This is a genomic window from Synechocystis sp. PCC 6803 substr. PCC-P, assembly GCF_000284455.1.
GTDB lineage: Bacteria > Cyanobacteriota > Cyanobacteriia > Cyanobacteriales > Microcystaceae > Synechocystis.
The window spans coordinates 244,153-269,757 of sequence record NC_017039.1; the positions used below are offsets into that span (position 1 = coordinate 244,153).

The following is a 25,605-nucleotide window of genomic DNA, read 5'->3' on the forward strand; positions in this document are numbered from 1 at the left end:
TCGGCAGTTAGCCAAACAAAAATTGGCAGATATAAACTGCTGAAAAAATCCCCACTACATCGGCCGTCAGCCCGGCCAGAAGGGCATAGCGAATTTTTTTAATGCCCACTGAACCAAAATAAACCGCCAGTACGTAAAATGTGGTTTCCGTAGAACCAAACATGGTGGCCGCAGTTTTCGCAATCAAGGAATCGGGGCCATGTTGTTCTACCAAGTCAGCAAACAAACCAAAGGAACCACTGCCGGAAAGGGGACGCATTAGGGCCAACAGTAAGTTCTCCGGCGGAAAATTGACCAAACTCAACACTGGGCTAAGCACCGTCAGCAATAAATCCAGCATGCCAGAAGCCCGAAACATGGCGATCGCCACTAGCATAGCCACTAGGAAAGGAATAATCCTCACGGCAATGGTGAAACCTTCCTGGGCTCCGTCCACAAAAACTTCGTAAACTTTAACTTTTTTGACCACCAGGCCATAAAAGGGAATGCCACAGAGCAAAAAGGGAATAACATATTTTGCTCCAGCATTAAAAATATCAGCGACGGATTCGAGCATTATTTTTCTATATCCTGGGGGAAGTAAAAAGCACTAACAATTAGTTCTTATAGTTTTTATATTTATCAAACAAGTTAATTAAATTCTTCTTCTGGTTCCACCGTAGCAGGCAAAGCAAATATCTTAAGTCGGGCTAAAAGTTTAGCTGCAATAATGGCTGTTGCCGTGGAACAAGTAGTAGCCAAAATTGTTGAGAAAAAAATGTCATTGGCCGCCGTCCCCATTAAACCCACCACCGTAGCAGGCAAAATTAATTGCACACTGGAAGTATTAATAGCTAAAAACATACACATGGCATCGGTGGCGATACTTTTATTGGGATTGATTTCCTCCAACTCCTGCATCGCTTTTAAGCCCAAAGGGGTGGCCGCATTACCTAGTCCCAAAATATTGGCGGACATATTCAACACAATGGAACCGATCGCCGGATGCTCTGGGGGCACATCGGGAAAGAGTTTGATAGTGATGGGTTTAACCAGCTTGGCAATTAATTCCACCAAGCCGGCCGCTTCAGCAATTTTCATCATGCCCAACCACAGGGCCATAATGCCAATCAAACCAATGGAAAGTTCCACCGCTGTCCCGGCACTTTCAATGGCGGCCTCCGTCACTGCTTCAATTTTGCCCGTCACCGTCCCGGCTATCACCGATAGCAAAATAATTGCAAACCAAATGTAGTTGAGCATAACCCCTAGGGTAAACTTCCCCATCCCAGACGGGGAAAGCACGAGCCTTGTTTCAATCGGGGTTACGCCAAGGCACTCCCAAATGCCCCAAACCTATGGGCTTGTCCCTAGTCTGTGTGGTAAATGCGCCGTCCGTAAAGCTCCGTAATGAAACTCAAATGCCCCGATAGCCAATCGTTGAGTTGGTCGGGATGGTAACGCCAACCCCAGTTGCCCGCCGCAGTGCCCGGTAAGTTCATGCGACAGTCACTACCCAAACCGAGGATGTCCTGGAGGGGAAAAATTGCTAGGGCCGCCACCGAACTGGACGCTAGGCGAATTAAGCTCCAATGGATACCTTCGTTGCACACACAGCCGAGGTAATTGATCACCTTTTGCTGATCATCCTCTGACCGTTCCTGAAACCAGCCCACGGTGGTGTCGTTGTCGTGGGTGCCGGTATAAACCACCGCGTTGCCATTGCTGTAGTTGAAGGGCAGAAAGGGATTACCCCGGTCGGAGTCAAAGGCGAAATGGAGCACTTTCATGCCGGGAAAGTTAAATTCATCCCGTAGCGCTTCCACTTCCGGAGTAATTACCCCCAAATCTTCGGCCACAATGGGTAAATTATCACCCAGGGCTTTCCCTAGGGCTTGGAAAAATTCCTTGCCGGGGGCTGGATACCATTCGCCATTTTCAGCAGTTTTTTCCCCTTGGGGCACTCCCCAATAGGACTCGAAGCCCCGGAAATGGTCAATGCGGACAATGTCTAGATATTGCAGATTGGCTTTAAAACGCTTAATCCACCAGGCAAAGCCCGTAGCTTTGAGGGTTTCCCAGTCGTACACAGGATTACCCCAGAGTTGCCCTGTGGCACTGAAATAGTCCGGTGGTACCCCGGCCATCATGGCCGCTTCTCCGGTTTCCGGATCAAGGCAAAAGTTCTCTGGATTGGCCCAAACGTCAGCGCTATCGTGGGCAACGTAGATGGGTAGGTCCCCAAAAATGGCTATGTGCCGTTGGTTAGCGTAGGCTTTGACTTCCTGCCATTGGCGAAAACCAAGAAATTGCAAAAATTGATGGTATAAAACTTCCGTTTTCAGGCGATCGCCCCAGATTTTCAGGGCTTCCGGTTCCCGCCAGGCAATGTCCTTGTCCCATTGATGCCAACCGGCTCCATTGTGGGCTTCTTTGATGGCCATGAACAGGGCGTAATCTGCTAGCCAATCACTTTGGGCTTGGCAAAATTCTGCAAATTCCTGCTCAATTGCTAGCTCTATGTTGGTACGGAACTGGGCAAAGGCCTGTTTTAAAACTTGGGATTTGTAGGCGATCGCCTGGTCATAATCCACCCTGGGGTTAGTAAATGGGGGGGCTTGGTCTAATAAACTCGGTGGCAAAAATCCTTCTTCAGCTAGGCGATCAAGGCTAATCAACCAAGGATTAATTGCTAGGGCAGAATAGCAAAGGTAAGGGGAATTGCCGAATCCGGTGGGGCCCAACGGCAATATTTGCCATACACTCTGGTCTGCGTCCGCCAAAAAATCGATGAACTGAAAAGCACCGTCCCCCAAGTCCCCAATGCCGAAACGACTGGGCAAGGAGGTGGGATGGAGCAGAATACCGCTACAGCGTTTATCTAACATGCAAGCCTAGGAAGGAAAATCTCTTTCCAGATTTAACATATCCAACGGGCCAAGAAATGACTTTACTGGTTTTGGCGGCGCTACTGTCAAGATGTGCCTATAAACCCATGGGATCACAGCGAATTTCCACCTGAAAGCCATCCGGGTCATAAAAATAAATTCCCCGGCCCGTCGGCCTGGTCACGGGGCCCGATGCAATGGTCACTCCATGGGCTTCCAACACGGCGATCGCCTGGTCAAACTGTTCCGGGGCAATGTCAAACGCCAAATGATCGGTGCGAGTGAAGGATTGGTGGGGATCTACTGCCGGGGGAGATAAATTCGGTGTGGCAAACAGATCAATTACGGTGCCATCGGGGGTGATGAAATTGCTGACCTTTCCCTCTTCCACCATGGTTTTGAGGGTAAGGGGAATTTCTTCTCCCGCCAATGGTTTCAACCCCAAAATATGGCCGTAAAAGTGGCAGGATTTTTCCATATCTTTAACGTTCAAAGCAATGTGGTGCACACGCCGTAAACTACCCATAGGTAAACCAGAAGAAAGGGTCATGGTGAGAGAAAGGGCTCAACGATCAACACTGTCCCTGTTTTAATGGTTGATGGGCGGTTCTGCCAAATTTTTGTCGCCAACTTCCACTTCTCTTCTGCCTTTGTCTCAATCATTTCCACCCAATTTATCTACTCCGTCCCAGCCTGACCAAACCATTGGGGAGTTAGGAGAACAAGCTCTGTTGGCCCAACTACAAAAATTTTCCCCGGCGGAGATAACGGGGGACGATGCCGCTGTGTTCGATTTACCCAACTCGGACTCCCTGGTAATCAGCACGGATATGTTGGTGGAAAATGTCCATTTTAGTGACCAAACCACCTCCGCTTTTGACGTGGGTTGGCGGGGAGCAGCGGCCAATTTATCGGATTTAGCAGCCATGGGGGCCACACCGACGGGTATTACTGTGGCTTTGGCTTTGCCTCCCTCCACTCCGTTGGCTTGGATTTTAGACGTTTACAAAGGTTTGACGGCTTGTTTAGAGCCTTGGCGGACTCCAATTCTGGGGGGGGATGTTTCCCGATCGCCGCTTAAAACTATTAGCATTACGGTTTTGGGTCAAGTGCCCCAGGGTAAAGCCTTGTATCGTCACCAAGCCAAAGTGGGGGATTGGATTATTGCCACCGGCGACCATGGAACGTCTAGAGCTGGCCTGGAATGTTTACTTCATCCGCACAAGACTGAGCATTTACCACCAGAACAAAAACTAATTTGGCAACGGGCCCATCAACGGCCCCAACCCCGCTTAGATTTAGTGCCCTCCCTTCTTAGCTTGGAAACGAGCATTGGCGCCATGGACAGCAGTGACGGCCTCGCTGATGCTGTATTGCAAATTTGTCGGGCTAGTCAGATGGGAGCGGAGTTATGGGCGGAAAAACTCCCCATCCCCCAGGGGTTGACCGATTGGGTCGGTCTGGAAACTGCCAGGGAATGGACTCTCTATGGCGGTGAAGATTTTGAATTAATCCTCGCGATTCCCCCTTTGGAAGCACAAAAATGGCTCATGGCGATCGCCTCTTTGGATTTATCCCCCAACCGTTCTCCTCGAGTCATTGGTCAAATCACCAATGGGACTGAGGTGTTATTAGTGCTGGAGGAGGAAAGGGTAGAAAAATTATCTCTACAGCGGGGATTTCAGCATTTTTAGTTTTGATAACATCTTTCGCTGCTAGATGCAAAAAAAGTTTAGTAAATTTCTACGAATCAGAGAAACTGATCTTGAAGAAGTGGTATTTTTTCAGACTTAGGCCAAAAAGTGTGAAGATAAATTACAATACTTATGGTATTTAAGTATTATTAAAAGCTTTTATGGATCAGCGTTATAACCGCTTTACACGTATCAGGTTGATTCGGAATGGGTTCTAGCCCGATAGAGAGATAAATATTAGCCCCCAGACTTGTTTTACTAAGTATTATTTAAATATCTACCAAAGGGATGATGGCAGAAGAATTTTGGTATATAATGCCGCCATGATCCAATTACCAAAATCCTCCCATGGTTAGAGCTATACGTCCTCCCATTGTGCCTACCCTAAAAAAGACTTGGTGGCAAAAAGGGGTTTTTAGTGCGGAAAATGGATTCGGTCGTTGGTTTCAACGGGTTTTCGGTCGTTACTTCCAGGGAAAAGAGTTAGTTTCGGAGAGTTCTTTGTTTCTCCATCAGCGGGCCATGGAGGAGGCGGGGATTTTGGGTCGGAATGCGGAAGCCCTCGACAACGAAAAATTTGGCAAGAAAGAATTCTTAGTATTAGTTCGACTCCGTTACATCCTGGCCAAAAATATCGGTGAATATAAGGGACTTAATAATAGTGTAGAACTACTTCAGGCGGCGATCGACGCCAAGGACAGCTTCATTACCATAGACCAAGCAGAACATCGTTTCCGGGGAAGCAAGCAACAGGAACTGTATCGTTTTACCGACGATCTGCTTAAACGTTTTGAAAACACCAAGCAATTTCGCCAAGAGGTTAATGAGCGCTTCTCCGAGGCAATCCCTAATATCCAAACAGAGGAAGGACGGGTGGCAATGGAGAGCTATGCTACCCATTTGAATCGACTATCAGAGAAACCTTTGGGTCTGAAACTTCTGTCTCTGTTCAAAGCTTATCATTTGGGAGATTATTCGATTCTTCGTCAAATTTCTGATTTAGTGCAGGGTCTGAACAAAAGTGATTTGCATGAATATGAAACTCTTGTGCCGCTGGTGAAAAAAAATTATTCAGTTTTTGAAAAATTGGGACAAATCATTAGCTTGCCCAGTGAAAAAAGTGAACCGGATACCTTTGCCAAAATGACTCAAATATTAGCCCTGAATTATAAATATCGCCTTTCCTTTGGACAATTTGAAGACTTGTTGGGCATGATGAAACGTTGGTATCGACCCTATCAAACCATTATCAACATCCGTGAAACCCATCCACCTCAGCAGTATCGACAACCAGACCAATTTCAGGATTTGATTGCTGGTGAAAAAGTTTATTTAAAGTATAGAAACTGGCTAACGGATAAAAAATCTGGCATGGTATTTTTAGATTTTGAAGACGAAGATTGATTGATTTTTTCGTTTTTTAATTATTCCCTTGCTAATATTATTATGAACTTTTATATTGCTCAAGCTAAGCCTTCGCCTTCTCCCGAAACTGAGACAGATCAATCATTTTGGGACAGAATCAAGTCTTTACTCAACTTTGCCCAAAACAAGCCTGCAGATAAGATTAATCAACAGTTACAAGACCGCTACCATGGCATTATTCCCCCAGAAGAATTACAAGATAAAATCACTGCTGGAGAAAGGGAGGCATTGGCACAACAACTAAGTGAAGGCGGGGAAATGAATTTGGATGCCATCCGAACCGAAGGGTCAGGGGCAGAACTAGATGCTAAACTTAACCAGATTGTCGCCATTGGTGGGGAAAATTTAGACGGAAGTGGTAGTGGTACTTTAAATTTCAGTAGTCCCTATGTTTTTGGCGGTGGATTAGTCGGCTTGCTGGTGTTGGTATGGTGCCTGCAATCTCTGAATACTTGGTCAAATTTACGGGAAAAATTGATGGGGGAAGAGGGAGTCTATTATCAAATTTTAGAAAAGTTTGGCAAAGCTAAACCTAAGGTTTCTGAAAGTGATTTATTTCTCTATAACAAAGCTTTGGTGGAGTTAGAAAAGCAGGCTAAAAAAGCTATCAGTATTGACAACGACAAATTTAGCAGTAATGAATTTCTTGTTTTTGCTAAAATCCGCTATTCATTCAACAATGATGTAGGGGATTACCAAGGCTTAAAAACTTACTTACAAACTTTACAATCCGCTATTAAAGCTCAGGCTAGCTATTTAATTTTGGGGCAGGTGGAAAGCAGTTGTAGGGGAACGAAACAGCAACAGTTTTATGATTTTTGCCATCAATTACTCCATGATGATCTATCTGGGCAAGAACTGCGGCTTCAAGTCAAAGAAAAGCTTGAAGAAGTACTCAGTGTTGCTAAAACTGATGTAGGAAAAGCTAACTTAGAAAAGTATGCAGATGAAATTGGGAGGCTAGCAGATGATCCCCAGGCGATCGCCATTATGAATCGGTTTAAGGGAGAGCAAGAGGACGATTACGCCACAATGAAAAAGGTGGTAGATATTATCGGTTGTTTCAATCAGGAAGAAGTTAGTGATCGTCGTATTGTTATGCACACGACCATGGAACATTACGACGATTTTGAACACCTAGCAGACATTATTGACTTGCCAGAAGGAAAGCGGAGTCCTGATACCTATTCTCGTCTGTTACAGTATCTAGCCCTAGAACAGCGTCACCAATGGTCTTTTCTGCAATTTCAAAATTTGGTGGAGGTTTTACGACAATGGCACAAGCCCTTCCGGGCAATTGTCAATATTCGTCAAAAATACCCTGGGACAGAATTCCGTCGACCAGCAATTTTTAAGGAACCCATTGCCGGTTTAACTTTGTACGAAAAGCATCGCAATGCCTTGATGGATAATAAGACCGGCCACAGTTTTATTGCTTTTGAAGATGAAGGGGATGACTCAGAAGATTTGACCGCAATCCCCATAGCGCCAATTCCTTCTTAGAATGTGTTTGGAAAGTTTTATTCTGCCCCCTAAATTCCCCAATAATGGGGGACTTGCACTCAGTTTCCCCCCAAATTTGGGGGCCAGGGGGGCTTTTCAAACAGGCTCTTAGGCCATTAGGCGATCGCCCGGTTGCGTCCTTGGGATTTAGCACTGTATAAAGCCTGATCTGCTTCACTAATAATTCTTTCAATGGTGTCTTCCGGCATGGGAATTATACTACTAACACCAATGCTAATAGTCACATATTTACTGACTGAAGAACCTTCATGGGGAATGGCCAAAGCGGCGATCGCCTGGAGCATATTTTCCGCCATGGCTAAAGCATCTTGCCGATTTGTATTAGGTAAAACTATGACAAATTCCTCGCCGCCGTAACGGGCTACTAAATCAGTAATGCGTTTAGCAATATCCACCAAAGTATTGGCTACTTTTTGCAAACAATCATCCCCCTTTTGGTGACCATAGAGATCATTATAAGCTTTGAAATAATCAATATCGACCAAAATCAAAGACAATGGTTTTTGTTCCCGGCAATGTCTTTGCCATTCCTGGGCTAAATACTCATCAAAGCGACGGCGGTTAGCAATGTGAGTTAAACCATCAATATTGGCTAATAGTTGCAACTGCTGATTTGCCGCTTGTAATTCCAATTCCATCCTTTTTCGATCAGTAATATCTCGCACCGTGACAGCAAAACCATCCCCTAATTTAACTGCTACAAAATGATACCAATCAGAATTAGCAATGGGAAAATAAATATCTTGGGTTAAAAAAGTACCCGTCTCGACCAAATTAACAAACTGGTCAAAAAGTTGGGGATCTAGGCGTTGTAAAAAACGCTTCAGTAATACCCGACCAATTAAATCTTCCCGACTCCGATTAAAAGCTTTGGAAAGAATGGGATTAATTACTAAACAACGAAAATCTTCAATATCTCCCGTTTGGGGATTACGCACCGCTTGCATGGCCGCAATGCCATCTAAAGCAGAATTTAAAACACTGGAAAGTAGGGCCCTCGATTGGTAGAGGACTTCTTCTGCTTCCCGGCGTTTTCTTACTTCTCTTTTGAGGGCAATCCGTTGCCTTTGAATGGTAAACTGACCCTCTATGCGAGCCACCACTTCTTCAATTTGAAAAGGTTTGGTGATGTAGTCTACTCCACCACATTCAAAAGCTTTAACCTTATCAAAAGTATCCCCTAGGGCACTAATAAAAATGATGGGGATATCCTGTAATTCTTCTTCTTTTTTAATCATTTCACAGACTTGATACCCGTCCATATCTGGCATTTTAATATCAAGTAAAATCAAGTCTGGACGTTTGACTTGTAAGGTTCTAAGGGCCATTTTGCCACTGGTAACACTCCGCACCGTGTAGCCCAAATTTATTAGTAAATCACTCAACAATTGTAGGTTGTTGGGTAGGTCATCTACCAACAGGATATTTCCTTTTTTTTCATCGGTATTTTCCATAATAATTACTATGATAGCGGCTCAATTAAATCAAGAATTTTTTCAAATTCAAATCTACGTACTAATTTAGTTAGATTTTGCTCCAATTCTGACTCTGAAGCTGGAATTTCTGCTATCAATTTCATTACCTGCTCAGTGTCAGCTTCTAAAAGATAATGGGATAACTGAGTCAACCAATCCTGGGACATAATTAGAAAACTTTCTGGCTTCAGTGCGGTGTCTTCATGATTATCGTTCTTGTTTGGGGCTGACTCATAAACATATGTTACTCCTAAATGTTTGGTCAAGGAGTCAAAAATGGTGTTCTCCCGGAATGGCTTACGGAGAAAATCATCGCATCCCGCCGACAGTACGATCGCCTTTTCTTCCTCTAGCACACTGGCCGTTAGGGCCACCACCGCCGTTGCATTGCCTTTGACCTGACCCTTAATGTATTTAGTTGCTTCATAGCCGTCCATCACGGGCATTCTCATGTCCATAAAGATTAAATGGGGCTCCCAGCTTTCCCACAGGGCGATCGCCTCCTGGCCGTTACTAGCTTCTTCGATCTCAAAACCAAAGGGAGCGAGGAGTTTAATTAGTAATTGACGATTCACACTTTTATCATCCACCACCAGAATTTTATAGACAGGTTGTCCTGGGGTGAGGGCAAGAACTTTTTTCGCAGAGTTGGGTTCCCGACTCAAAGTTATTTCCCCCAAATCAACTAAAATCGAAAAGCTAAAGGTGGTCCCCTGGTCAACCACACTACTAACGTTAATATCTCCCCCCATTAACTTAATAAACTGACGGGTAATTGCGAGGCCTAATCCGGTGCCTTCCTGGGCATTACGACCAGATTCTGTTTGGGAAAAAGCTTCAAATAAGTGACTCAACTCCACTTCACTAATTCCTTTACCCGTATCTTTAATTGTGAAGTCTAACCAATATTTATTTTTAGGCTCCGTTGATGTTTCTGGGTTAATCACTTCCTGTTGTTCTGCATTTCTAAAGTTGCTAGTTAGGACTACTTCTCCCTCCGTTGTAAATTTAATCGCGTTACTGAGAAGATTTAGCAAAATTTGTCTGAGCTTAATTTCATCGCCGTAAACGTATCTCGGTAAATCATGATCTCGAATAAAAATCAGCTCGATACCTTCATTGGCCGCCTTGAGATGCAACATATCTTCTAAATCATCCAGAAGAAGATAAAGATCAAAATTATGGCGATTTAAATGGGTTTTACCAGCTTCAATCTTAGAAAAATCAAGAATATTATTGATTAAATTTAATAAATATTCCCCGCTACGTTGAATAATGCCAGCATTTTCATACTGCTCCATTGGTAGATTTTTGGTACGCAGCATCAGCTGGGAAAAACCAATAATAGCATTGAGAGGAGAGCGCAGTTCATGGCTCATATTAGCCACAAATGTGCTTTTAGCCTTAGCCTCACTTTCAGCTATTTCTTTTGCCCTCACTAGGTCAACCTGTTTTTGTAAGGATTCATTGTATTCTATGAGAATTTTTTCCCTTTGAGCTCTTTCTAATTCCCTTTGTTGATAGAGTTCCTGGAGCTTTTGATTTTGTTCTATTAATATCTGATTGGTCGTAAACAATTGATTTTTCGATCTTTCATTTTCACTGAGGACGGCATTTAAAACTAGGGTTGTCATACTGATGCAAGCTAAAATTGATTGCAATAATAAAAGTTGATCTTTGATAGCTGCTTTTTCTTGGTCTAGGGCAAGAATTAACACCAACAGGGCAGAAACTACAATTGTCAACAGAGAAGATCCAACTTCAGTGAAGCGAAAGGCTGACCAAAGTAAAAAAGGAATCAGTAGATACTCAATGGGATAACCGTTGGCAATAATTTTAACAATTAATAAAATAAAAAAAATAATGCTAGCCGCTTCGAGCCATTGTTCTTGTAGTAGTTTAATAAATACTTTAAAATTATGATTACAAGCAATGATAAAGGGAGTAACAATCAAGAGGGCAAAAGCATCACTCAACAACCAAGTATAGGCAATTTCAGAATATAAGCCGAAAGAAATTTTCTCAAATAAATATAATAAAAATGGACAAATGATTGCAGCGGGAAGACGACTACCAAAGCAAACAAAAACAATAAATCTAATAATATTCTTAATTTTAGAAAATAGATAATTATTGGCTGTAAGAATGTCACTAAGATAGACTGAAAAAAGATTGACTAAACTGACTACCCCAGTGATCGCCACCGTTAGTATGAAATTAGCAGCACTTTCCAAACCGTGGAGAGCCATAATTTCTCCCAGTAATAATCCCCCAACCATACCCGGCCAGACTTGGTAACCCCAAATAGATAAAAAGCCTACAGCCATACCCGTAGGAATCCAAATGGGCGATGAAGCGGTGCCCGCATAGGTAATAAATAATTGGGAAATATAGATAGTTCCATAGATGGCGATCGCCACTATAATTTGCCTTTGCCAAGACACTGATCGAAAATCAGCCAAACCTTTGAAAACATGGTTATTGATTTGCATTTTATCTTCTATTTTTTATAGAAAAAATACTTAAATCACGGTCTGAGATGACAATAAATTATCCTAATTTTCCAGAGAGACTCTAAACAATTTAAATAAACTTAAGCTTAGTTTTGATTTCAATTTGACAACAGAAGGAGATTGTAAACCCCTCTTTTTGCCCAGAAGCGGGCTTTGGCATTGGCTCCCCACCCTAATGAGTTGGTTCAATGGTTTTACCCATGGCAAATCGACGTAAATTTTCTCCCCCTATGGTAACGGTTTCTTCCGCTATGACCACAAAGCCCCTGGACTCGAAAAAGGGCCGGGCTACCATACTTGCTTTAGTCTCAAGTTCCCTTACCCCGTCAGCGATGGCCAACTGCTCTACTGCTTGCATCAATATGGTGGCAATGCCCAGGCGGGTAAAGGCTGGATGGACAAAAAGCAGGTCCACCAATCCAGCGCCATTGTAGCCAATAAAGCCAATGATGGTTTCTCCTTGCTCAGCCACCAACACCACCATGGATTCCAGGCGATCGCCCCACCGCTGTAAGTCTGGTTCGGATGGGGCCCAAGCACTTAGTTGGGCTGGGGAATAATATTTAATACCTAACTGATGGACAGCTTCAGTGAAAATTTGAATGATATTGTTTAAATCCGAGGGACGATATGGGCGTAGATGGATGGTGTTCACTTTGGCTACCTTGGGACGAAAGTTGCCAATCTTTGGCTGAGAAATATTTTGCAATGTAAAGTTAAAAAGCAGAGGGGGTCAGCACCATGGTTAAAATTTCCGATATCTTGGTCGTTTTAATTGCTTTCCTTGGAACTTGCTTGTAATGTAACCAGTTTTAATACACTCCCTTGGTTTTCACCATTGCCAATGCAGAGATTTGGAGGGTTAAACCAAGTCCCCTAGGGTCTGGGAACAGGACTTTGCATTTGAATCGGACAGTGCAAAATGATTTGGGACTGGGCAAGGCGATATAATGGCCCCCTTGGGTATGAGCTGATGACCCACCCTGTTCCTGGGAAATGCCCAAGCGCGAGTATTTCTCCCTCCCTTGTCCACTGTCAACGTTTACCATGGCCTACTACTGGTTTAAAGCCTTCCACTTGATTGGCATTGTTGTTTGGTTTGCTGGATTATTTTATTTAGTGCGTCTTTTTGTCTATCACGCCGAGGCAGACCAGGAGCCGGAACCAGCTAAAACTATCCTCAAAAAACAGTATGAGTTGATGGAAAAGCGGCTTTACAACATCATCACTACCCCCGGCATGGTAGTTACGGTGGCTATGGCGATCGGTCTCATTTTCACAGAACCCGAAATTCTCAAATCCGGCTGGCTCCACATCAAACTCACCTTTGTGGCGTTACTGTTGCTTTACCATTTCTATTGTGGTCGGGTGATGAAAAAGCTAGCCCAGGGGGAATCCCAATGGAGTGGGCAACAGTTCCGGGCTTTAAATGAGGCACCGACTATTTTGCTCGTGGTGATTGTCCTACTGGCGGTGTTTAAGAATAATTTGCCCCTGGATGCGACCACTTGGTTAATTGTAGCTTTGGTTATTGCCATGGCTGCTTCGATTCAACTCTACGCTAAAAAACGTCGCCGGGACCAAGCACTATTAACGGAACAGCAAAAAGCGGCTTCTGCTCAGAATTAGCTGCTAACGTTGCTGACATGGTGACTGCAACTACCTACAACCAAGAGAAGTTGAGTTTAAGCTAGGCTTCATGCTTACTCCCTAACTCTGTCGCCACTTTAATCTGTTACCTATACTCTTACATAAATATTTTCCATCACCCACTGATGTCCCATACTCTGACTAAGCTCGATCTACCCACCTTACAAACGGAGCTGGAAAATGCCACCGCCCAACAGATCATTACCTGGGCGGCCCAAACCTTTGGCCCTGGCTTGGTGATGAGTACTAGTTTTGGCATTCAGGCGGCGGTGATGCTCCATTTAGTGACTAGCATTGTGCCCAATATTCCTGTTATCTGGATTGACACGGGCTATTTACCGCTGGAAACCTATCAATTTGCGGATCAGTTGACCGGACGGCTACAGCTAAATTTAAAGGTTTACCAATCTCCCCTCAGCCCAGCTCGCATGGAAGCTCTGTACGGCAAGCTCTGGCAACAAAAAGACGTGGAATCCCTCAACCGTTATGATCAAATCCGCAAAGTTGAACCGATGCAGAGGGCATTAAAAGAACTAGAGGCGATCGCCTGGTTGACGGGGTTAAGGAGGGATCAAACTCGGCACCGCCAGAATTTGAAACCAGTGGATCTCCAGGGTAATCAGTATAAAGTTCTCCCCATTTTGGACTGGAATTCTAAGATGGTTTACGAATATCTCACCGCCCACGATTTACCCTACCATCCGTTTTTTGACCAGGGTTACGTCTCTGTGGGGGATTGGCATTCTAGCCGGCCCCTGATGGCCCACGATGAAGATGAAAGGGATACCCGTTTCCACGGCCTCAAACAGGAATGTGGTTTACATTTACCCCTGTCCCCGGAAGCTGGCCAGAGTTTGGATTCCAGTGCTTTGTAGGGCAGTCAATGGCACTCGAAAGCTCTACTAACCTGTTGCCTGGAGAGAGGCTTAATTTTTGCTCAATGCTTCCGATAAACATTCAGCGGCCTGTTCTACCAAGGGAATGGTTTGTTGATACACCATGCGGGTAGGTCCCAAAATGCTCACACTTCCCATGGGAATCTCTTGTTGGCGATAAATGGCGGACACCAACGTGCAAGGATGCATGGATTCCAGCGGGTTTTCTGCGCCAATGCGGATGGTCACCACTGGGCGGGTTTTAGGCATAGTTTCCCCGGTTAGCAAATTCATTTCCTGACCCAAGTTAGCCAGATTATCTCCATAGTTATCGGGGTCGAACAGCAGGGAAAATAATTTATCCTGTTCCTGTTCTAACAAAGACAACAGCATTTGTACCTGTTCCAACTGGGAAAACTCTGGTTGTTGGATTACCTTAGAAACCCCATGAACCACTAAGGGGCCCGCCATGCGCCGTTGCAGGAGGGGCTTGATTTGTTGTTGTAAGCCTTTGAGAAAATCGGCATAGATACTAAATTTTTGGTCTAGCTCTTGCCAATTTAAATGGCTCAACTCAGAAAGGTTTTTTCCCCGCAATTGGGCATTGAGAAAGTTGGAGAAAATTGCCAATTCCTGTTCCAATTCTCCCTCTTCCTTTGCTTCCATGGCAGCGGGTAAATCTAGGGTAGCGGAATGGGTGTGATAGCTGTCGGTCACCAGAATAATTAATATCTGATGGGACGGTAACAGCATTAACTGTAAATGCCGCAATTGCACCGTTTCCGTTTGGGGAAAAGTAATCAGGGCGATATAACCGCTCAAGCCTGCCAAAATTTGCCCCATTCTCTGGATCAGGGCTTCAAAATGCCAATTATCACCATTAATTTCGTTTTCCAGTCGTTGTTTAACCGTGCGGCTCTGGCGATCGCTCCAGGTCAAAAGATTATCAACATAAATGCGGTAACCGGAATCGGAGGGAACCCGCCCGGCGGAGACATGGGGTTGGTAGAGTAAACCCGCTTTTTCTAGTTGGCCGAGGGCATTGCGAATGGTGGCGGAACTGACAGCAAATTGATATTCCTGGGCCAGGGTATGGGAGCCCACAGGCTCGGCGGTGGCGATGTAGTGCTGGACGGTGGCGCGGAGAATTTGCTGATGGCGATCGTTTAAGCGGAGGGGCTTCACCATTGTTTCCTAAATTGCGGGCTAAAGACTAGATGTTAAAACGGTTGTTGTCGGGATAGATAAATTGGGTTCAGAGTTAAAAGTCTATAAAGGATTCTTAAAAAAATTAGATTATAAAATAATTACCCAGGATTTGCTTGGGCCGTTGCTGGTGTGCCCTGGATTATATCCCATCAATTAAAAGTGAAAGTTAAGCAAGCGGAGAGGGTGGGATTCGAACCCACGTTGAGTTTCCCCAAACCCGATTTCAAGTCGGGCGCATTCGACCACTCTGCCACCTCTCCAGGGGGTCAAAGATTAGTTAATCATCTTACCATGGCCGTCCTAGGGACATTGCCCGGTCAATTTTGTTCGGCACTGCATTGGGGTTTAAGCAGTCCTGGAATAGTGGCCAGTAATTCTCCGGCGATCGCCAGAGGATCTTGGTCTGCCTGCAGGGGAAACCGGAGATCCGCCTGGGCGTAGAGGGGTTGCCGTTGGGCCAATAAATTTCCTAACCGTTCTTCCAGATTTTCCACCTGGAGCAGGGGTCTTGCTTCATCTCCCTGGAGCCTGGCCAAAAGTAATTCCAGGGAACCATCAAGCCAAATGACCAGGCCATGGTGTAGATAACTCCAATTTTGTCGTCGGAGCACCACTCCGCCCCCGGTGGCAATGACGCTTCTGGTTTGGGCCGCCAGATGTCCCAACACTTCCGTCTCCAAATCCCGAAAAGTATCTTCCCCATCCTCCGCAAAAATGTCGGCGATCGCCTTGCCAGCCACCCGCTCAATCAACACATCCGCATCGAAAAAACGGTACCCCAACTGTTCTGCCAACAACGGCCCGACGGTGGATTTACCACTGCCCATCATGCCGATCAGAAACAGGTTAACGCCTTGTAATTGTTCTTTGATTAGATCCTGGGCCATGGCAAAAGTTACAGAGGTTGAAAAATAGTGAACAGTAATTGGATGTCAGTCCGAAGCCAATTTGCCCCCTAGGGTTCGGCAACGCATCGGCGTTCCCTAGCTTAAATTATCTTGATGTCCAAAGAAGGCTCGCTTTCGGGAATCACCATTACCATTGGAGGGAAAGACGTTGAACTTGTTTAATCGCCATTATGGGTAAGAATCTCCTCGAACAACTGCGCCAATTTACAGTGGTGGTGGCCGACACCGGCGACATCCAAGCCATTGAAACCTTTACCCCCAGGGATTCCACCACTAATCCTTCTTTGATTACGGCGGCGGCCCAGATGCCCCAGTACCAGGAAATTGTGGACAGCACCCTGCTCAAAGCTAAGGACGAAGCTGGGGAAAATGCATCTATTAAAGACATTGTCCGATTGGCCTTTGACCGTTTGGCGGTGGCTTTTGGCCTCAAAATTCTGCAAATTATCCCCGGCCGGGTTTCTACGGAAGTTGATGCCCGCCTTTCCTACGACACGGAAGCCACCATTGCCAAAGCTCGCTACCTAATTGGGGAATATGCCAAAGCTGGCATTGATAAAAAACGCATTCTGATCAAAATTGCTTCCACTTGGGAGGGTATTAAGGCTGCAGAAGTATTGGAACAAGAAGGTATTCACTGTAACCTTACTCTACTATTCGGTCTCCACCAGGCGATCGCCTGTGCCGAAGCCAAAGTCACCCTAATTTCCCCCTTTGTGGGACGCATTTTGGATTGGTACAAAAAAAGTACTGGCAAGGAATATGACAGCCACGAAGACCCAGGGGTACAGTCTGTTACAACCATTTACAACTACTACAAACGCTTTGGTTACAAAACTGAAGTGATGGGAGCCAGCTTCCGTAACATTGGCGAAATCATCGAACTGGCCGGCTGTGACCTGTTGACCATTTCCCCCCAACTGTTGGATCAACTGCGGAACACCGAAGGGGATTTACCTCGCAAACTCGACCCCGCCACGGTGCCCCAGGACATTGAAAAAATTGTTATGGACAAGGCCACCTTCGACAAAATGCATGCCGAAGATCCGATGGCCTCGGAAAAACTGGCCGAAGGCATTGCCGGTTTCACCAAGGCTCTGGAGGTGTTGGAACATTTATTGGAAGAAAGGTTAAAAGTTCTCGATGGCCAAGAGCACATCAAACATGGGGCAGAGGAAATTTTCCATGCCTATGATCTAGATGGGGACGGTTTTATTACCAGGGAGGAATGGGCCGGCACCGATGTGGTTTTTGATGCCCTAGACCGGGACCATGATGGCAAAATCACCGCCGCTGAAATGTCCGCTGGGTTGGGAGCCGCTTTCCGTTTAGCCTCTGTTGGTTAGGTGTTCTCAGGGCCCAGCCCTTAAAAGTATTGGGGAAAACCATCCCCTCTTTTGCTGTCCTCAACGGGGCTTTTTGCCATGGCCGCCGTTGTAGTTTCTCCCCAGTTAATCACAGCACCATTATTTTGCTGAGTTGCCCTCAGTTTGGGGGCGAGGGAGGGCACAGATTCCGCTAAACTGGGGGGGATTGCAATGTTTCTTTACTTAACCACTATTTAAGCAATATGACGATTGAAATAGGTCAAAAAGTTAAGGTTTACCGTCTGCGGGACCGGGTTTCCCCCGATGTGGTGGGTAAACTAGGTAAAGTCGGTGTTGTTAAGGATTTTAAAATGACCGATGGCAGTGGCATTGGAGCGGTGGTTTCCTTTGATGACCGCACCGCCACCTGGTTTTTTGAGGATGAGCTCAAAGCGATTTAATAACTGGTTTTGCTCTCCCCCATTGGTTTTGACTACTTTTCCCGATCGCCGTTGAAGTGTTTTTACGGTTTGATTCGGGAATCTTTATTATTTTTGCTGGATTCTAGGAAATTGCTGTGGCGTTAGTTCTGACTTTTTTAGGGAAAGGCGGTGTTGGCCGCACCACGGTGGCGATCGCCGCGGCTAAAAAACTGGCCCAAGCGGGTCAGAGGGTACTGGTGCTGGGGCAGGATCCTAGTTTGGCCTGGCAATGGGGCATAACTCTGTCGGAAACGGCCCAGGGGGTGGAGGCGAACGTTGATGGTTTACTACTTAGTTCCACCCATCTGCTGGAAAGAGGCTGGGAAAAGCTCAAGGAAGTGGAAGCCCAGTATCTGCGATCGCCGGCGCTGAAAAATATCTATGGGGAAGAATTAGGAGTTCTGCCGGGCATGGACGAAGTGTTGGTGCTCAATGCCCTGCGGGAATACGAACTCAGTGGTCGCTATGACGTGCTGATTTACGACGGCCCCGGTAACCTCTCCACTCTGAGAATGTTGGGCATTCCCGAAATTGCCAGTTGGTATTGGCGGCGTTTCCAGAAAGTATTGGCGGATTCGGAAGTGGTGCAGACCCTTTCCCCCTTTGTGCAACCCGTGGCCAGTGCGGTGCTGAGTGTGAACTGGAGTCCAGACCAAATGCTCAACCATCCCGATGGCCCCCAAAATTTATTGCAACAAGGTAAAGCGGCGATCGCCGACCCCAATCGGTTTGCCGCCTATTTGGTTACTAGCACTGATTCCCTGGCGCAAAAAGCAGCCCAGAGCTATTGGGGTGGGGCCCAGCAAGTCGGAGTAACAGTAAAGGGCGTGATTCAAACTCCCTTGGGTAATGGCAGTTTAGATGCAAATTTATTTGATCCGTTGCTCATTGCGGCTCTACCAAGTTACAACCAAGGTAACTGGCAACCCCTGATGGATGCGCTCCCTAATCCCCAGGCCATGGGGTCGGCTCCCCGACCATTGGAAATTGACGTTAACGCCCGCCAGGTGAAGGTATTTTTGCCCGGTTTTGATAAACGTCAGGTGAAATTAACCCAGTCCGGGCCGGAGTTAACCATTGAAGCGGGGGATCAGCGGCGCAACATTGACTTACCGGGGAATCTACGGGGTAAGGGAGTGACGGGAGCCAAATTCCAAGGAGGATATTTAATTGTTAGTTTTTAGTGTTAACTTGACCCAATCCCTGCGTCGGCGTGGTTTTTGGTTCACCCTGGCCCTGGTGGGGTTGGCGATCGCCGTGGGTAGCTTTCTCATCAGTCCTTTTTCCAAGGTTATTCCCGACCCAGTGGTGGACATTAACCCGGTCTCTACAACGGCAAGGGGCACCGAAAAAGCCGTTTTTGCCGGGGGCTGTTTTTGGGGACTGGAGGCCATGTTTGAGGAAGTGCGGGGTGTTAAGGATGTGCAAACCGGCTACAGCGGCGGCACTGAAGCCACGGCCAACTATGCCAGGGTGAGTGGTGGCGGCACGGACCATGCGGAATCCATTGAAATTGTTTATGACCCCGCCCAGGTAAGTTACGGCGAACTGCTGAAAATTTTCTTTTCCGTCGGCCATGACCCCACCCAAGTTAACCGCCAGGGCGTAGACCAGGGTCGTCAATATCGTTCGGCCATTTTTGCCACCACTCCTGAGCAAAAGCAGGTGGCCCAAGCTTACATTGACCAACTAGAGGAAAGTCAGGCCTTTGACCAGGCGATCGCCACGGAGGTGAATGACTTTGATGCCTTTTATCCAGCGGAGGATTATCACCAGGATTTTGTCCAACGGAATCCGGCCCATCCCTATGTGTTGGTCCATGATTTGCCCAAACTCCGAAAATTTCGTCAGCAGTATAGCGATAAATTAAAAGCCCAAAGTTAGGGGTTAGTAAACCTTGTTTAAATCAAGACTTACTTTTGTCTAGTTATAAGCAGTCTAGGACGATCACCATGGTCGTCCAGCAAGGGCTTAACAAGGCCCTAAATGACTGTCAATCCACTCTCAGCCCCTCCTTTAATAGGCAAGAAAATTGGCAAAAGCGACCTTCAGAAGGACAAAAATAGTGGGCTTTGGCTAACTACCAGAGAAATTACTGAACAAAATCAATGACCGATATTCAAAAACAGTTACAAGAAGAACTAGCCCCCATGGATTGGGGCACCATTATTCCCCACGCCAAACGGGATGCGGTGATTGTGGTGGATAGTAGTTTAGATTTGCTCTCCGTTGGTCTGGCGATCGCCAAGGATGAAGTTAACCAAGTCAACCATTGGATTAGCGAATTATTGATCCATAAGCCCACGGAGAAGGAATTGACCGATTGGAACGATGATCCAGAACGGGAATTTCAAACCCTGATTGTGCAACCCTATGTGTTAGTACAACCCGGTTGAATTGAGGGTCTTTAACTACAGGTCTTAAAAAGTACAGCCTAAGCATCAATGGCCCGGATTTGGGTCAGGATAGCTTCCGCTTTTTGGGCCATGTCCTTTTTCTCTTGGGCGTTGAATAATTCGGCGGCCTTGGTTAAATCGGCGATCGCCTTGGGTTCATCTCCCAGACGATATTGGGTTAACCCTCGATTGAAATAGGCTTCAGCGGAGTCGGGATCCAACTGAATGCTTTGGTTATAATCCGCTAAGGCTTGTTGGTCTTGCTTGAGACGATTATGGGTCAACGCCCGGTTGTAATAGGCATTGGCATGTTGGGCATTAATGCGAATGGCATCGTTATAGTCGGCGATCGCCGTAGTTTCATTGCCTAATTGGGACTGGGAGTTACCCCGATAAACATAAAAGTCCGCATAGTTGGGATTAATTTCGATGGCATTGCTGCAATCTTGAATGGCTTTGTCGTACTGACTCAGTAAAAAATAAGCATAACAACGGTTACCCAGGGCATAGGCAAATTCAGGATTTAAACTAATGGCCTGGTTGTAGTCCGTAATGGCCGCCTGGTATTGCCCCAAAACGTGCTTGGCATAGCCCCGGTTGTAATAGGCATCGGCGTCCTGGTCATTGAGTTTGATGGATTCGGTAAAATCGGCGATCGCCCCGGAGAAATTTTGCGCCGCTAGTTTGTCCACCCCATCGTTGTACCATTGCACCGCTGACTTAGTTTGGGCCAACACGGGCAAGCTCAAGCCCCAGGCAAAGGTTAAAGCCATGACGGTGAAGCGTTGGGGCCAGGGAAAAGGATGGGGGGATGCCATAGAATTTTTCAAAATTAACATCAGGTCAATGGGCGGAGGTGGGTAGTTGGCCTAGATTAGGGCAATCTACTTGCCATGGGCAATGGAATTCGTTTGGAATGAATGAAATTAAACTCCCTTAGTTGATGAACCATGGTAACAAGCTGGGAATTACCAATGGATCCCCCCTCAGCCAGGCAATTAACAGGGCCAAGGCCAAACAGCCCCCCAGGGTTAAACCCAACAGAGCCAGCGCAAAAAACTCCCCCGCCGACAAAGGGCGATCACTAGCATCCAAATAGGCGGAATTTCTTCCCAAGCTTGTTGATGCGGCCGAATTTTGCCCTTGGAGGGGATCCGGCGGTACCTGAATCACATTCCAACGGGAATAGCCAATTTGCAAGTCGTACACAGAACGGCGATCAGGATTGCTCAATACAGCATAAGCCTCATTCAAGCGCTGAAATTTGACCGTGGCAATGTCTGGGGTTAATAGGGTAGTGTCTGGATGGTAGCGCTTGCTTAATTCCCGGTAGGCTCGACGGATGGCCACCGGGGAAGCGGCGGGGTGTAGTTCCAAAACACCGTAATAACTGTCGGCAAAAGGAGAAGGGGCCACTCCCGGTCGGGGTCGAGATTGGGTGGAATGGGGATTAGAAGACACGGGAAAGTTTACATTGGGAAAGACTTTGCCCTATTTTAGACTGAGTTTTTTCCACGATGATTATGTCTGTGTGTTTGCCATGGCTGGCCCGTTGTCGCCGCTTTCTCATAGTTTCCCTTGCTTTTGCTATGTTACTGCTGGGAATCTGGGGCACTCTGCCCTTTTCCCTGTCCGATCACGGTACGGCGATCGCCGCTTTGGAAGATGACCGTTACGATGGCAATATTTTTGTTGTATATGCCGGCAATGGTTCCCTGGTGCCGCCCCGCTTAAACCTAAGAGAATCCTTTGAACGCAAATTGCCGGTTATTTTGGTTTATTACCTCGATGACAGTAAAGATTGCAAACAGTATGCTTTCATCGTTTCCCGTATGCAGGAATTTTACGGTCGGGTTGCTAGCATTATTCCCGTTTCCGTTGACAGCATTCCCGACCAAAAGCGTTTCCGTCGCGATGAGCCTGGCTATTACTACAGCGGTGGGGTACCCCAGACGGTAATTCTAGACAAAAGCGGCAAAAAAATCTTCGACGCCCAGGGAGCACTTAAGTTTGAAGTAGTGGATGATGTTCTCCGGGATTTATTTGATTTATTGCCCCGTTCCGAGTCCATGGAACTGAAACAGCGTACCTATAACGAATTCAATAGTGAATTAGTCGATTAACTCATTCTTTCCGACAACAAAAAAACGGATAAGCCCAGTAAAGTTAGTTGGGTTTATCCGCTTTAAGGTCAATTTGTTACCGGAAATTTAGGGGAAAAAGTCTAGGGGTCATGGTCGTCCGGGCCGAAGTCAAAATCGTCTAGGGAAGTTGAGATTACAGCATCGGCACCGGGGGAGCTGGTGTCACTCAACAAGGCATCCAAGTCATCTAACTCGCCACTTCCACTGGAGGGGGCTTCTCCGAGCATGTCCGCTAAACCGGGAAAAAGATCATCATCCTCGTGTAACTCAGCTTGGTTTGCATTGCCTTCATCGGTTTGCAGTAGGGCCAGCAAATCGTTGTCAGAGGAATTGGGATCTTCATCTAAAATATTGATGAAAGGATCTCCCCCATGGGTTTCCGGGTTGAGCTCCAGCAGGTCAGGAAAATCACCACTGCCCTCCCCTAATGTCTCCATGCCGACAAAACCGGCGCTGATGGGTTCTTCATTGGAAAACTCCGGTAGGAACTCATCCTCATTCTGTCCGGGAAAAAGCTCCGTCTCTTCTGTTTGCAATTCCAAAAGAAAGTCGAGGTCATCGGCTTCAGCGTCCCCATCCCCCGGCAAAATCTCTTCAGTGGTTAGCTCAGGGGCTGGAGTATCTGTGCCCAGACTTGCCAGTAGATCTTCAGACAGATTCAAGTCATCACCGGAGTCGGATGTGAAGGAAAGATCGTCACCAAGGTCTTCCAATTCTCCCAGAGTCTCAGTTTCCGCCGGGGTTTCGCTGAATAAAGGGAGTTCAGGGGCTGACTGTTCTTCGGTTAACTCGGCTAAAAATTGATCACTACTTTGTTCCGTTTCCGCCGCTTCTGGTGTTTCCACACTGGATAGCTCTGCTAGTTGTTGTCCTGGGTTGGTGATGCCCTCATCATTGATATCAGGCAATTCCGTTGCCAAGTCCATGGGCTCAAAATTTTCTTCCCCACCACCAAAGTCCATATCTGGTAGGGAGGCTTCTGGGGGGGCATCAACCCAGTTTTCCAAATCAGCTTCCGCCTCTACCTCGGTGGTTTCAGTGGGGGGAGCATCAAAGGGGGAAAACGTTTCTTCCTCCACCATGGGTTCCCCTACTGGCCCCTGGTAGTCTAAAGGTTCGGTTTCCAGTTCTGCTGTGGGAGGAGCATCAACCCAATTCTCTTCCTGTTCTGGAGTAATTTCCGCTATTTCAGGCGTTTCTTCCGTGACAGTGGCCTCCATGAATTCTGCTACGGGTTCGGCCGCCGGAATAAATTCTTCCCCTGGGACTTCGGTAAATTCGGCGATCGCCGGAGGAGCAACATCGGCATCAAAGGATTCCTCCTCGGCTAACGGTTCTTCCTGCTCTTCTACCGAGGGTTGGGCTTGCTGAAGCGATTCAATTTCAGCCTGGTATTGGTTCTGGAGGGCTTGGACTCTGGCTTGGTGTTCCTGCTCCATGGCCAACAACTGAGCTTGCAGGGCGGCAACTTCATCACTCTGGTCGAGGGGCCGTTGTTCTTCTGCCGGCCCACTTTCCCTGAGGGACTGGAGCTCATCTTCCAAAGCTGTTTTTTCTGCCGTCAACTGGGCCAGGGCCGCCGCTTGGGCTGTTTGAAGCTCGTCTAACTGGTTACGATGGCTGGACTCCAGAGATTCCAATCTAGCTTGGAGGGCTTGGGTTTCGGCTTTTTGGGCTTCCAACTGAAATTGGAGAGTTTCGGTATCTTCACTGGCACTTTTGGCACGGCCCAGTTTGCTTTTGGTGCTATCCAACTTTTTCTGAAGTTTGGTAACCAGGGTGAAATAGGTGCCGGCAAAACCAACGACTAGCCCAATGATTACCGCCAACACCAAAGATAAAGTTTCCATGTAATGTCTCCAAAGTGACAGTTAAGTTAGAAAATACCCATTCCGACCAAGGAGCTCAGCAGTAACGGGTTGTTAGTCTGGTTGACCAACGGGAAAAATCAGTCTTTGTTGAGCTGAGCTAAAAGACTCAATTCACTGTAACAGTGTGTAACTAAATTGAATGAGCAAGATTAGCTTAAATGATAGGGAATTTTGGGAAAGCGATGCTCCTAAGTCAAAATTTCTTAAGAATTACCGCCGCAAGCCACGAAAAATTTGTCGGTATTTTACCCACAAACGTTGCCAAACCTATTAGATTTGCATTACTTCAACTTGCTTTAATGGGAGCTTTGACTTTCTGCAAAGGCGGCATATACCCCTTGAACGTTATACCAATTGAGGAAAATTCGGGCAATTTCTAGGGCTAGTTGGGGGCGATCATGGTCAATGAGCCATTGGAGGAGTGGGGCCATTGTTTTTTCATTCAAGCGTCCCCCTAAGGAGAGTAATCCCCATAGAAACCAATGGAGCCGAGTCATTTGAATCATCAGCCGCACTTCCCAGGTGGGATGTTTTTGGTAAAATAAAACCCCCATACGCCCCCGTTGTATTTCCTGGTCGATTAATTTGGGGATTTGTTGCAAACTGAAGGGAGGATGCCAATGATAGCCCACTGCCCGGGGGCATTTAACGAGTTTTAGACCTAAATTTTTCAGTCTGACTCCCAATTCCAAATCTTCCCAGCCATACAGTTGAAAGCCAGTGTCAAATAAGCCTGCTTCTAGTAACCATTGCTTGGCGATCGCCACGTTGCCAGTGGCAAAGAAGGCGGCGGAATAATCAGTGAGTTTGTAGGGTTCCGATTGGGGAGAGTCAAAGTTACAGGTATTGACCACGGCCCCATAGGTAAAAACCCGGTCTGAATTGTATTGTTTTTGGCCCCGTTGTAAACCTTCGGCATGGGCTTGGAGAAAAATGTCCGTCACCACCAAATCACTGTCAATAAAAATGATGGTGTCCCCGGCGGCTTCCTTAACCCCAAGATTCCGGGCGGCAGCGGGCCCCTGGTGGTCCTGTTCCCAGGTTCGGACATGGGGAAATCCCTGGCAATGTCCATCTAGCCAGGCTAGGGTGCCATCGGTGGAGCCGTCATCCACCACCACAATTTCGTAGCCTGAAATTAAGGTTTCGTCAAAGGTTTGTTGTTCCAGGGCCCGTAGGCATTTTTCCAGGATCGGCAGACGATTATAGGTGGGAATGACAACACTGAAAAACATAAATAAACCCAGGCATTTTCAAGGGACCTT

25 protein-coding genes and 1 tRNA gene are annotated in these 25,605 nt (G+C 46.5%); 11 read left to right on the forward strand and 15 right to left on the reverse strand.

The window, feature by feature from the left end:
• Nucleotides 1-7 precede the first annotated feature (7 nt).
• The 4 genes from SYNPCCP_RS01135 to SYNPCCP_RS01150 all read right to left on the reverse strand — a co-directional run bounded on the left by SYNPCCP_RS01135 (nt 8) and on the right by SYNPCCP_RS01150 (nt 3,417).
• The gene (locus SYNPCCP_RS01135) at nt 8-556 is read right to left on the reverse strand and encodes a spore maturation protein (RefSeq protein WP_010871428.1); all 549 of its coding nucleotides are present in this window, start codon (nt 554-556) and stop codon (nt 8-10) included.
• 74 nt (nt 557-630) lie between these two features.
• Nucleotides 631-1,242, reverse strand: coding sequence for a nucleoside recognition domain-containing protein (locus SYNPCCP_RS01140; protein ID WP_020861390.1), 612 nt, complete (start codon nt 1,240-1,242; stop codon nt 631-633).
• Between the two features lie 107 nt (nt 1,243-1,349).
• Nucleotides 1,350-2,867: a 4-alpha-glucanotransferase gene (gene malQ, locus SYNPCCP_RS01145; protein WP_010871430.1), complete on the reverse strand. Its 1,518-nt coding sequence runs from the start codon at nt 2,865-2,867 to the stop codon at nt 1,350-1,352.
• Nucleotides 2,868-2,964: 97 nt separating this feature from the next.
• Nucleotides 2,965-3,417, reverse strand: a complete 453-nt coding sequence (locus SYNPCCP_RS01150) for a VOC family protein (protein ID WP_010871431.1) — start codon at nt 3,415-3,417, stop codon at nt 2,965-2,967.
• A 49-nt stretch (nt 3,418-3,466) separates the two neighbouring features.
• Here SYNPCCP_RS01150 and thiL point away from each other — a divergent pair, with 49 nt between their 5' ends.
• The 3 genes from thiL (at nt 3,467) to SYNPCCP_RS01165 (ending at nt 7,489) form a co-directional block, all read left to right on the forward strand.
• Nucleotides 3,467-4,561 carry a thiamine-phosphate kinase gene (thiL, locus tag SYNPCCP_RS01155; RefSeq protein WP_010871432.1) on the forward strand — a complete coding sequence of 365 codons (1,095 nt, stop codon included), beginning with the start codon at nt 3,467-3,469 and terminating at the stop codon, nt 4,559-4,561.
• A 348-nt stretch (nt 4,562-4,909) separates the two neighbouring features.
• Nucleotides 4,910-5,965: a hypothetical protein gene (locus tag SYNPCCP_RS01160; protein ID WP_010871433.1), complete on the forward strand. Its 1,056-nt coding sequence runs from the start codon at nt 4,910-4,912 to the stop codon at nt 5,963-5,965.
• A gap of 42 nt (nt 5,966-6,007) precedes the next feature.
• Nucleotides 6,008-7,489: a hypothetical protein gene (locus SYNPCCP_RS01165; protein ID WP_010871434.1), complete on the forward strand. Its 1,482-nt coding sequence runs from the start codon at nt 6,008-6,010 to the stop codon at nt 7,487-7,489.
• Nucleotides 7,490-7,605: 116 nt separating this feature from the next.
• Here the strand turns inward: SYNPCCP_RS01165 and rre2 are convergent, their stop codons facing one another.
• The 3 genes from rre2 to SYNPCCP_RS01180 form a co-directional block, all read right to left on the reverse strand.
• A complete protein-coding gene (rre2, locus tag SYNPCCP_RS01170) occupies nt 7,606-8,964 on the reverse strand; it encodes a high salinity-induced biofilm formation responseregulaton Rre2 (RefSeq protein ID WP_010871435.1) in 1,359 nt (452 codons plus the stop codon).
• An 8-nt stretch (nt 8,965-8,972) separates the two neighbouring features.
• Nucleotides 8,973-11,477 carry a high salinity-induced biofilm formation sensor histidine kinase Hik12 gene (gene hik12, locus SYNPCCP_RS01175; RefSeq protein ID WP_010871436.1) on the reverse strand — a complete coding sequence of 835 codons (2,505 nt, stop codon included), beginning with the start codon at nt 11,475-11,477 and terminating at the stop codon, nt 8,973-8,975.
• A 193-nt stretch (nt 11,478-11,670) separates the two neighbouring features.
• Entirely contained in the window at nt 11,671-12,207 is a 537-nt protein-coding gene (locus tag SYNPCCP_RS01180) for a GNAT family N-acetyltransferase (protein WP_020861393.1), read from the reverse strand.
• 287 nt (nt 12,208-12,494) lie between these two features.
• On the opposite strand from SYNPCCP_RS01180, the gene hemJ reads away from it, so the two are divergent.
• Both hemJ and cysH read left to right on the forward strand, forming a co-directional pair.
• Nucleotides 12,495-13,127 carry a protoporphyrinogen oxidase HemJ gene (gene hemJ, locus SYNPCCP_RS01190; protein ID WP_010871438.1) on the forward strand — a complete coding sequence of 211 codons (633 nt, stop codon included), beginning with the start codon at nt 12,495-12,497 and terminating at the stop codon, nt 13,125-13,127.
• A 146-nt stretch (nt 13,128-13,273) separates the two neighbouring features.
• Entirely contained in the window at nt 13,274-14,023 is a 750-nt protein-coding gene (gene cysH / locus SYNPCCP_RS01195) for a phosphoadenosine phosphosulfate reductase (RefSeq protein WP_010871439.1), read from the forward strand.
• Nucleotides 14,024-14,074: 51 nt separating this feature from the next.
• Here the strand turns inward: cysH and hrcA are convergent, their stop codons facing one another.
• From hrcA to SYNPCCP_RS01210, 3 genes are all read right to left on the reverse strand, one after another.
• The gene (gene hrcA / locus SYNPCCP_RS01200) at nt 14,075-15,211 is read right to left on the reverse strand and encodes a heat-inducible transcriptional repressor HrcA (protein ID WP_010871440.1); all 1,137 of its coding nucleotides are present in this window, start codon (nt 15,209-15,211) and stop codon (nt 14,075-14,077) included.
• 196 nt (nt 15,212-15,407) lie between these two features.
• A tRNA-Ser gene (locus SYNPCCP_RS01205) sits at nt 15,408-15,492 on the reverse strand.
• Between the two features lie 57 nt (nt 15,493-15,549).
• On the reverse strand, nt 15,550-16,119 hold the full coding sequence (locus tag SYNPCCP_RS01210) for a shikimate kinase (RefSeq protein WP_010871441.1): 570 nt from the start codon (nt 16,117-16,119) through the stop codon (nt 15,550-15,552).
• Nucleotides 16,120-16,310: 191 nt separating this feature from the next.
• Here SYNPCCP_RS01210 and SYNPCCP_RS01215 point away from each other — a divergent pair, with 191 nt between their 5' ends.
• A complete protein-coding gene (locus SYNPCCP_RS01215) occupies nt 16,311-17,486 on the forward strand; it encodes a transaldolase (RefSeq protein ID WP_010871442.1) in 1,176 nt (391 codons plus the stop codon).
• Between the two features lie 20 nt (nt 17,487-17,506).
• Here SYNPCCP_RS01215 and SYNPCCP_RS17275 read toward each other — a convergent pair whose 3' ends face one another.
• A complete protein-coding gene (locus SYNPCCP_RS17275) occupies nt 17,507-17,650 on the reverse strand; it encodes a hypothetical protein (protein ID WP_158299066.1) in 144 nt (47 codons plus the stop codon).
• A gap of 60 nt (nt 17,651-17,710) precedes the next feature.
• Between SYNPCCP_RS17275 and SYNPCCP_RS01220 the strand changes: the two genes are divergently transcribed.
• The 4 genes from SYNPCCP_RS01220 (at nt 17,711) to SYNPCCP_RS01235 (ending at nt 20,325) form a co-directional block, all read left to right on the forward strand.
• Nucleotides 17,711-17,908 carry a DUF2862 domain-containing protein gene (locus tag SYNPCCP_RS01220; protein WP_010871443.1) on the forward strand — a complete coding sequence of 66 codons (198 nt, stop codon included), beginning with the start codon at nt 17,711-17,713 and terminating at the stop codon, nt 17,906-17,908.
• 116 nt (nt 17,909-18,024) lie between these two features.
• Nucleotides 18,025-19,113: an ArsA family ATPase gene (locus SYNPCCP_RS01225; RefSeq protein ID WP_010871444.1), complete on the forward strand. Its 1,089-nt coding sequence runs from the start codon at nt 18,025-18,027 to the stop codon at nt 19,111-19,113.
• A 55-nt stretch (nt 19,114-19,168) separates the two neighbouring features.
• Nucleotides 19,169-19,813, forward strand: coding sequence for a peptide-methionine (S)-S-oxide reductase MsrA (gene msrA / locus SYNPCCP_RS01230; protein ID WP_010871445.1), 645 nt, complete (start codon nt 19,169-19,171; stop codon nt 19,811-19,813).
• A gap of 224 nt (nt 19,814-20,037) precedes the next feature.
• Nucleotides 20,038-20,325 carry a DUF2288 domain-containing protein gene (locus SYNPCCP_RS01235; protein WP_010871446.1) on the forward strand — a complete coding sequence of 96 codons (288 nt, stop codon included), beginning with the start codon at nt 20,038-20,040 and terminating at the stop codon, nt 20,323-20,325.
• A gap of 38 nt (nt 20,326-20,363) precedes the next feature.
• On the opposite strand, the gene SYNPCCP_RS01240 is transcribed toward SYNPCCP_RS01235, so the two are convergent.
• Nucleotides 20,364-21,143, reverse strand: a complete 780-nt coding sequence (locus tag SYNPCCP_RS01240) for a tetratricopeptide repeat protein (RefSeq protein WP_223211324.1) — start codon at nt 21,141-21,143, stop codon at nt 20,364-20,366.
• A gap of 118 nt (nt 21,144-21,261) precedes the next feature.
• Entirely contained in the window at nt 21,262-21,786 is a 525-nt protein-coding gene (locus tag SYNPCCP_RS01245; protein WP_010871448.1) for a J domain-containing protein, read from the reverse strand.
• 56 nt (nt 21,787-21,842) lie between these two features.
• Between SYNPCCP_RS01245 and SYNPCCP_RS01250 the strand changes: the two genes are divergently transcribed.
• Nucleotides 21,843-22,448, forward strand: a complete 606-nt coding sequence (locus tag SYNPCCP_RS01250; protein WP_010871449.1) for a thylakoid membrane photosystem I accumulation factor — start codon at nt 21,843-21,845, stop codon at nt 22,446-22,448.
• A 101-nt stretch (nt 22,449-22,549) separates the two neighbouring features.
• Here the strand turns inward: SYNPCCP_RS01250 and SYNPCCP_RS01255 are convergent, their stop codons facing one another.
• Entirely contained in the window at nt 22,550-24,319 is a 1,770-nt protein-coding gene (locus tag SYNPCCP_RS01255; RefSeq protein WP_010871450.1) for a hypothetical protein, read from the reverse strand.
• A gap of 317 nt (nt 24,320-24,636) precedes the next feature.
• Nucleotides 24,637-25,575 carry a glycosyltransferase family 2 protein gene (locus SYNPCCP_RS01260; protein ID WP_010871451.1) on the reverse strand — a complete coding sequence of 313 codons (939 nt, stop codon included), beginning with the start codon at nt 25,573-25,575 and terminating at the stop codon, nt 24,637-24,639.
• Between the last annotated feature and the right edge of the window lie 30 nt (nt 25,576-25,605).

What these genes read in the sequence shown, in the direction of transcription:
- cysH (WP_010871439.1), top strand. Translation starts at nt 13,274, where the DNA reads ATGTCCCATACTCTGACTAAGCTCGATCTACCCACCTTACAAACGGAG.
- SYNPCCP_RS01160 (WP_010871433.1), top strand. Translation starts at nt 4,910, where the DNA reads ATGGTTAGAGCTATACGTCCTCCCATTGTGCCTACCCTAAAAAAGACT.
- SYNPCCP_RS01135 (WP_010871428.1), bottom strand. Translation starts at nt 556, where the DNA reads ATGCTCGAATCCGTCGCTGATATTTTTAATGCTGGAGCAAAATATGTT.
- SYNPCCP_RS01150 (WP_010871431.1), bottom strand. Translation starts at nt 3,417, where the DNA reads ATGACCCTTTCTTCTGGTTTACCTATGGGTAGTTTACGGCGTGTGCAC.
- SYNPCCP_RS01235 (WP_010871446.1), top strand. Translation starts at nt 20,038, where the DNA reads ATGACCGATATTCAAAAACAGTTACAAGAAGAACTAGCCCCCATGGAT.
- rre2 (WP_010871435.1), bottom strand. Translation starts at nt 8,964, where the DNA reads ATGGAAAATACCGATGAAAAAAAAGGAAATATCCTGTTGGTAGATGAC.
- SYNPCCP_RS01250 (WP_010871449.1), top strand. Translation starts at nt 21,843, where the DNA reads ATGATTATGTCTGTGTGTTTGCCATGGCTGGCCCGTTGTCGCCGCTTT.
- SYNPCCP_RS01215 (WP_010871442.1), top strand. Translation starts at nt 16,311, where the DNA reads ATGGGTAAGAATCTCCTCGAACAACTGCGCCAATTTACAGTGGTGGTG.
- thiL (WP_010871432.1), top strand. Translation starts at nt 3,467, where the DNA reads ATGGGCGGTTCTGCCAAATTTTTGTCGCCAACTTCCACTTCTCTTCTG.
- SYNPCCP_RS01140 (WP_020861390.1), bottom strand. Translation starts at nt 1,242, where the DNA reads ATGCTCAACTACATTTGGTTTGCAATTATTTTGCTATCGGTGATAGCC.
- malQ (WP_010871430.1), bottom strand. Translation starts at nt 2,867, where the DNA reads ATGTTAGATAAACGCTGTAGCGGTATTCTGCTCCATCCCACCTCCTTG.
- SYNPCCP_RS01255 (WP_010871450.1), bottom strand. Translation starts at nt 24,319, where the DNA reads ATGGAAACTTTATCTTTGGTGTTGGCGGTAATCATTGGGCTAGTCGTT.
- hrcA (WP_010871440.1), bottom strand. Translation starts at nt 15,211, where the DNA reads ATGGTGAAGCCCCTCCGCTTAAACGATCGCCATCAGCAAATTCTCCGC.
- SYNPCCP_RS01260 (WP_010871451.1), bottom strand. Translation starts at nt 25,575, where the DNA reads ATGTTTTTCAGTGTTGTCATTCCCACCTATAATCGTCTGCCGATCCTG.
- hik12 (WP_010871436.1), bottom strand. Translation starts at nt 11,477, where the DNA reads ATGCAAATCAATAACCATGTTTTCAAAGGTTTGGCTGATTTTCGATCA.
- SYNPCCP_RS01165 (WP_010871434.1), top strand. Translation starts at nt 6,008, where the DNA reads ATGAACTTTTATATTGCTCAAGCTAAGCCTTCGCCTTCTCCCGAAACT.
- hemJ (WP_010871438.1), top strand. Translation starts at nt 12,495, where the DNA reads ATGCCCAAGCGCGAGTATTTCTCCCTCCCTTGTCCACTGTCAACGTTT.
- SYNPCCP_RS01240 (WP_223211324.1), bottom strand. Translation starts at nt 21,143, where the DNA reads ATGGCATCCCCCCATCCTTTTCCCTGGCCCCAACGCTTCACCGTCATG.
- SYNPCCP_RS01210 (WP_010871441.1), bottom strand. Translation starts at nt 16,119, where the DNA reads ATGGCCCAGGATCTAATCAAAGAACAATTACAAGGCGTTAACCTGTTT.
- SYNPCCP_RS01220 (WP_010871443.1), top strand. Translation starts at nt 17,711, where the DNA reads ATGACGATTGAAATAGGTCAAAAAGTTAAGGTTTACCGTCTGCGGGAC.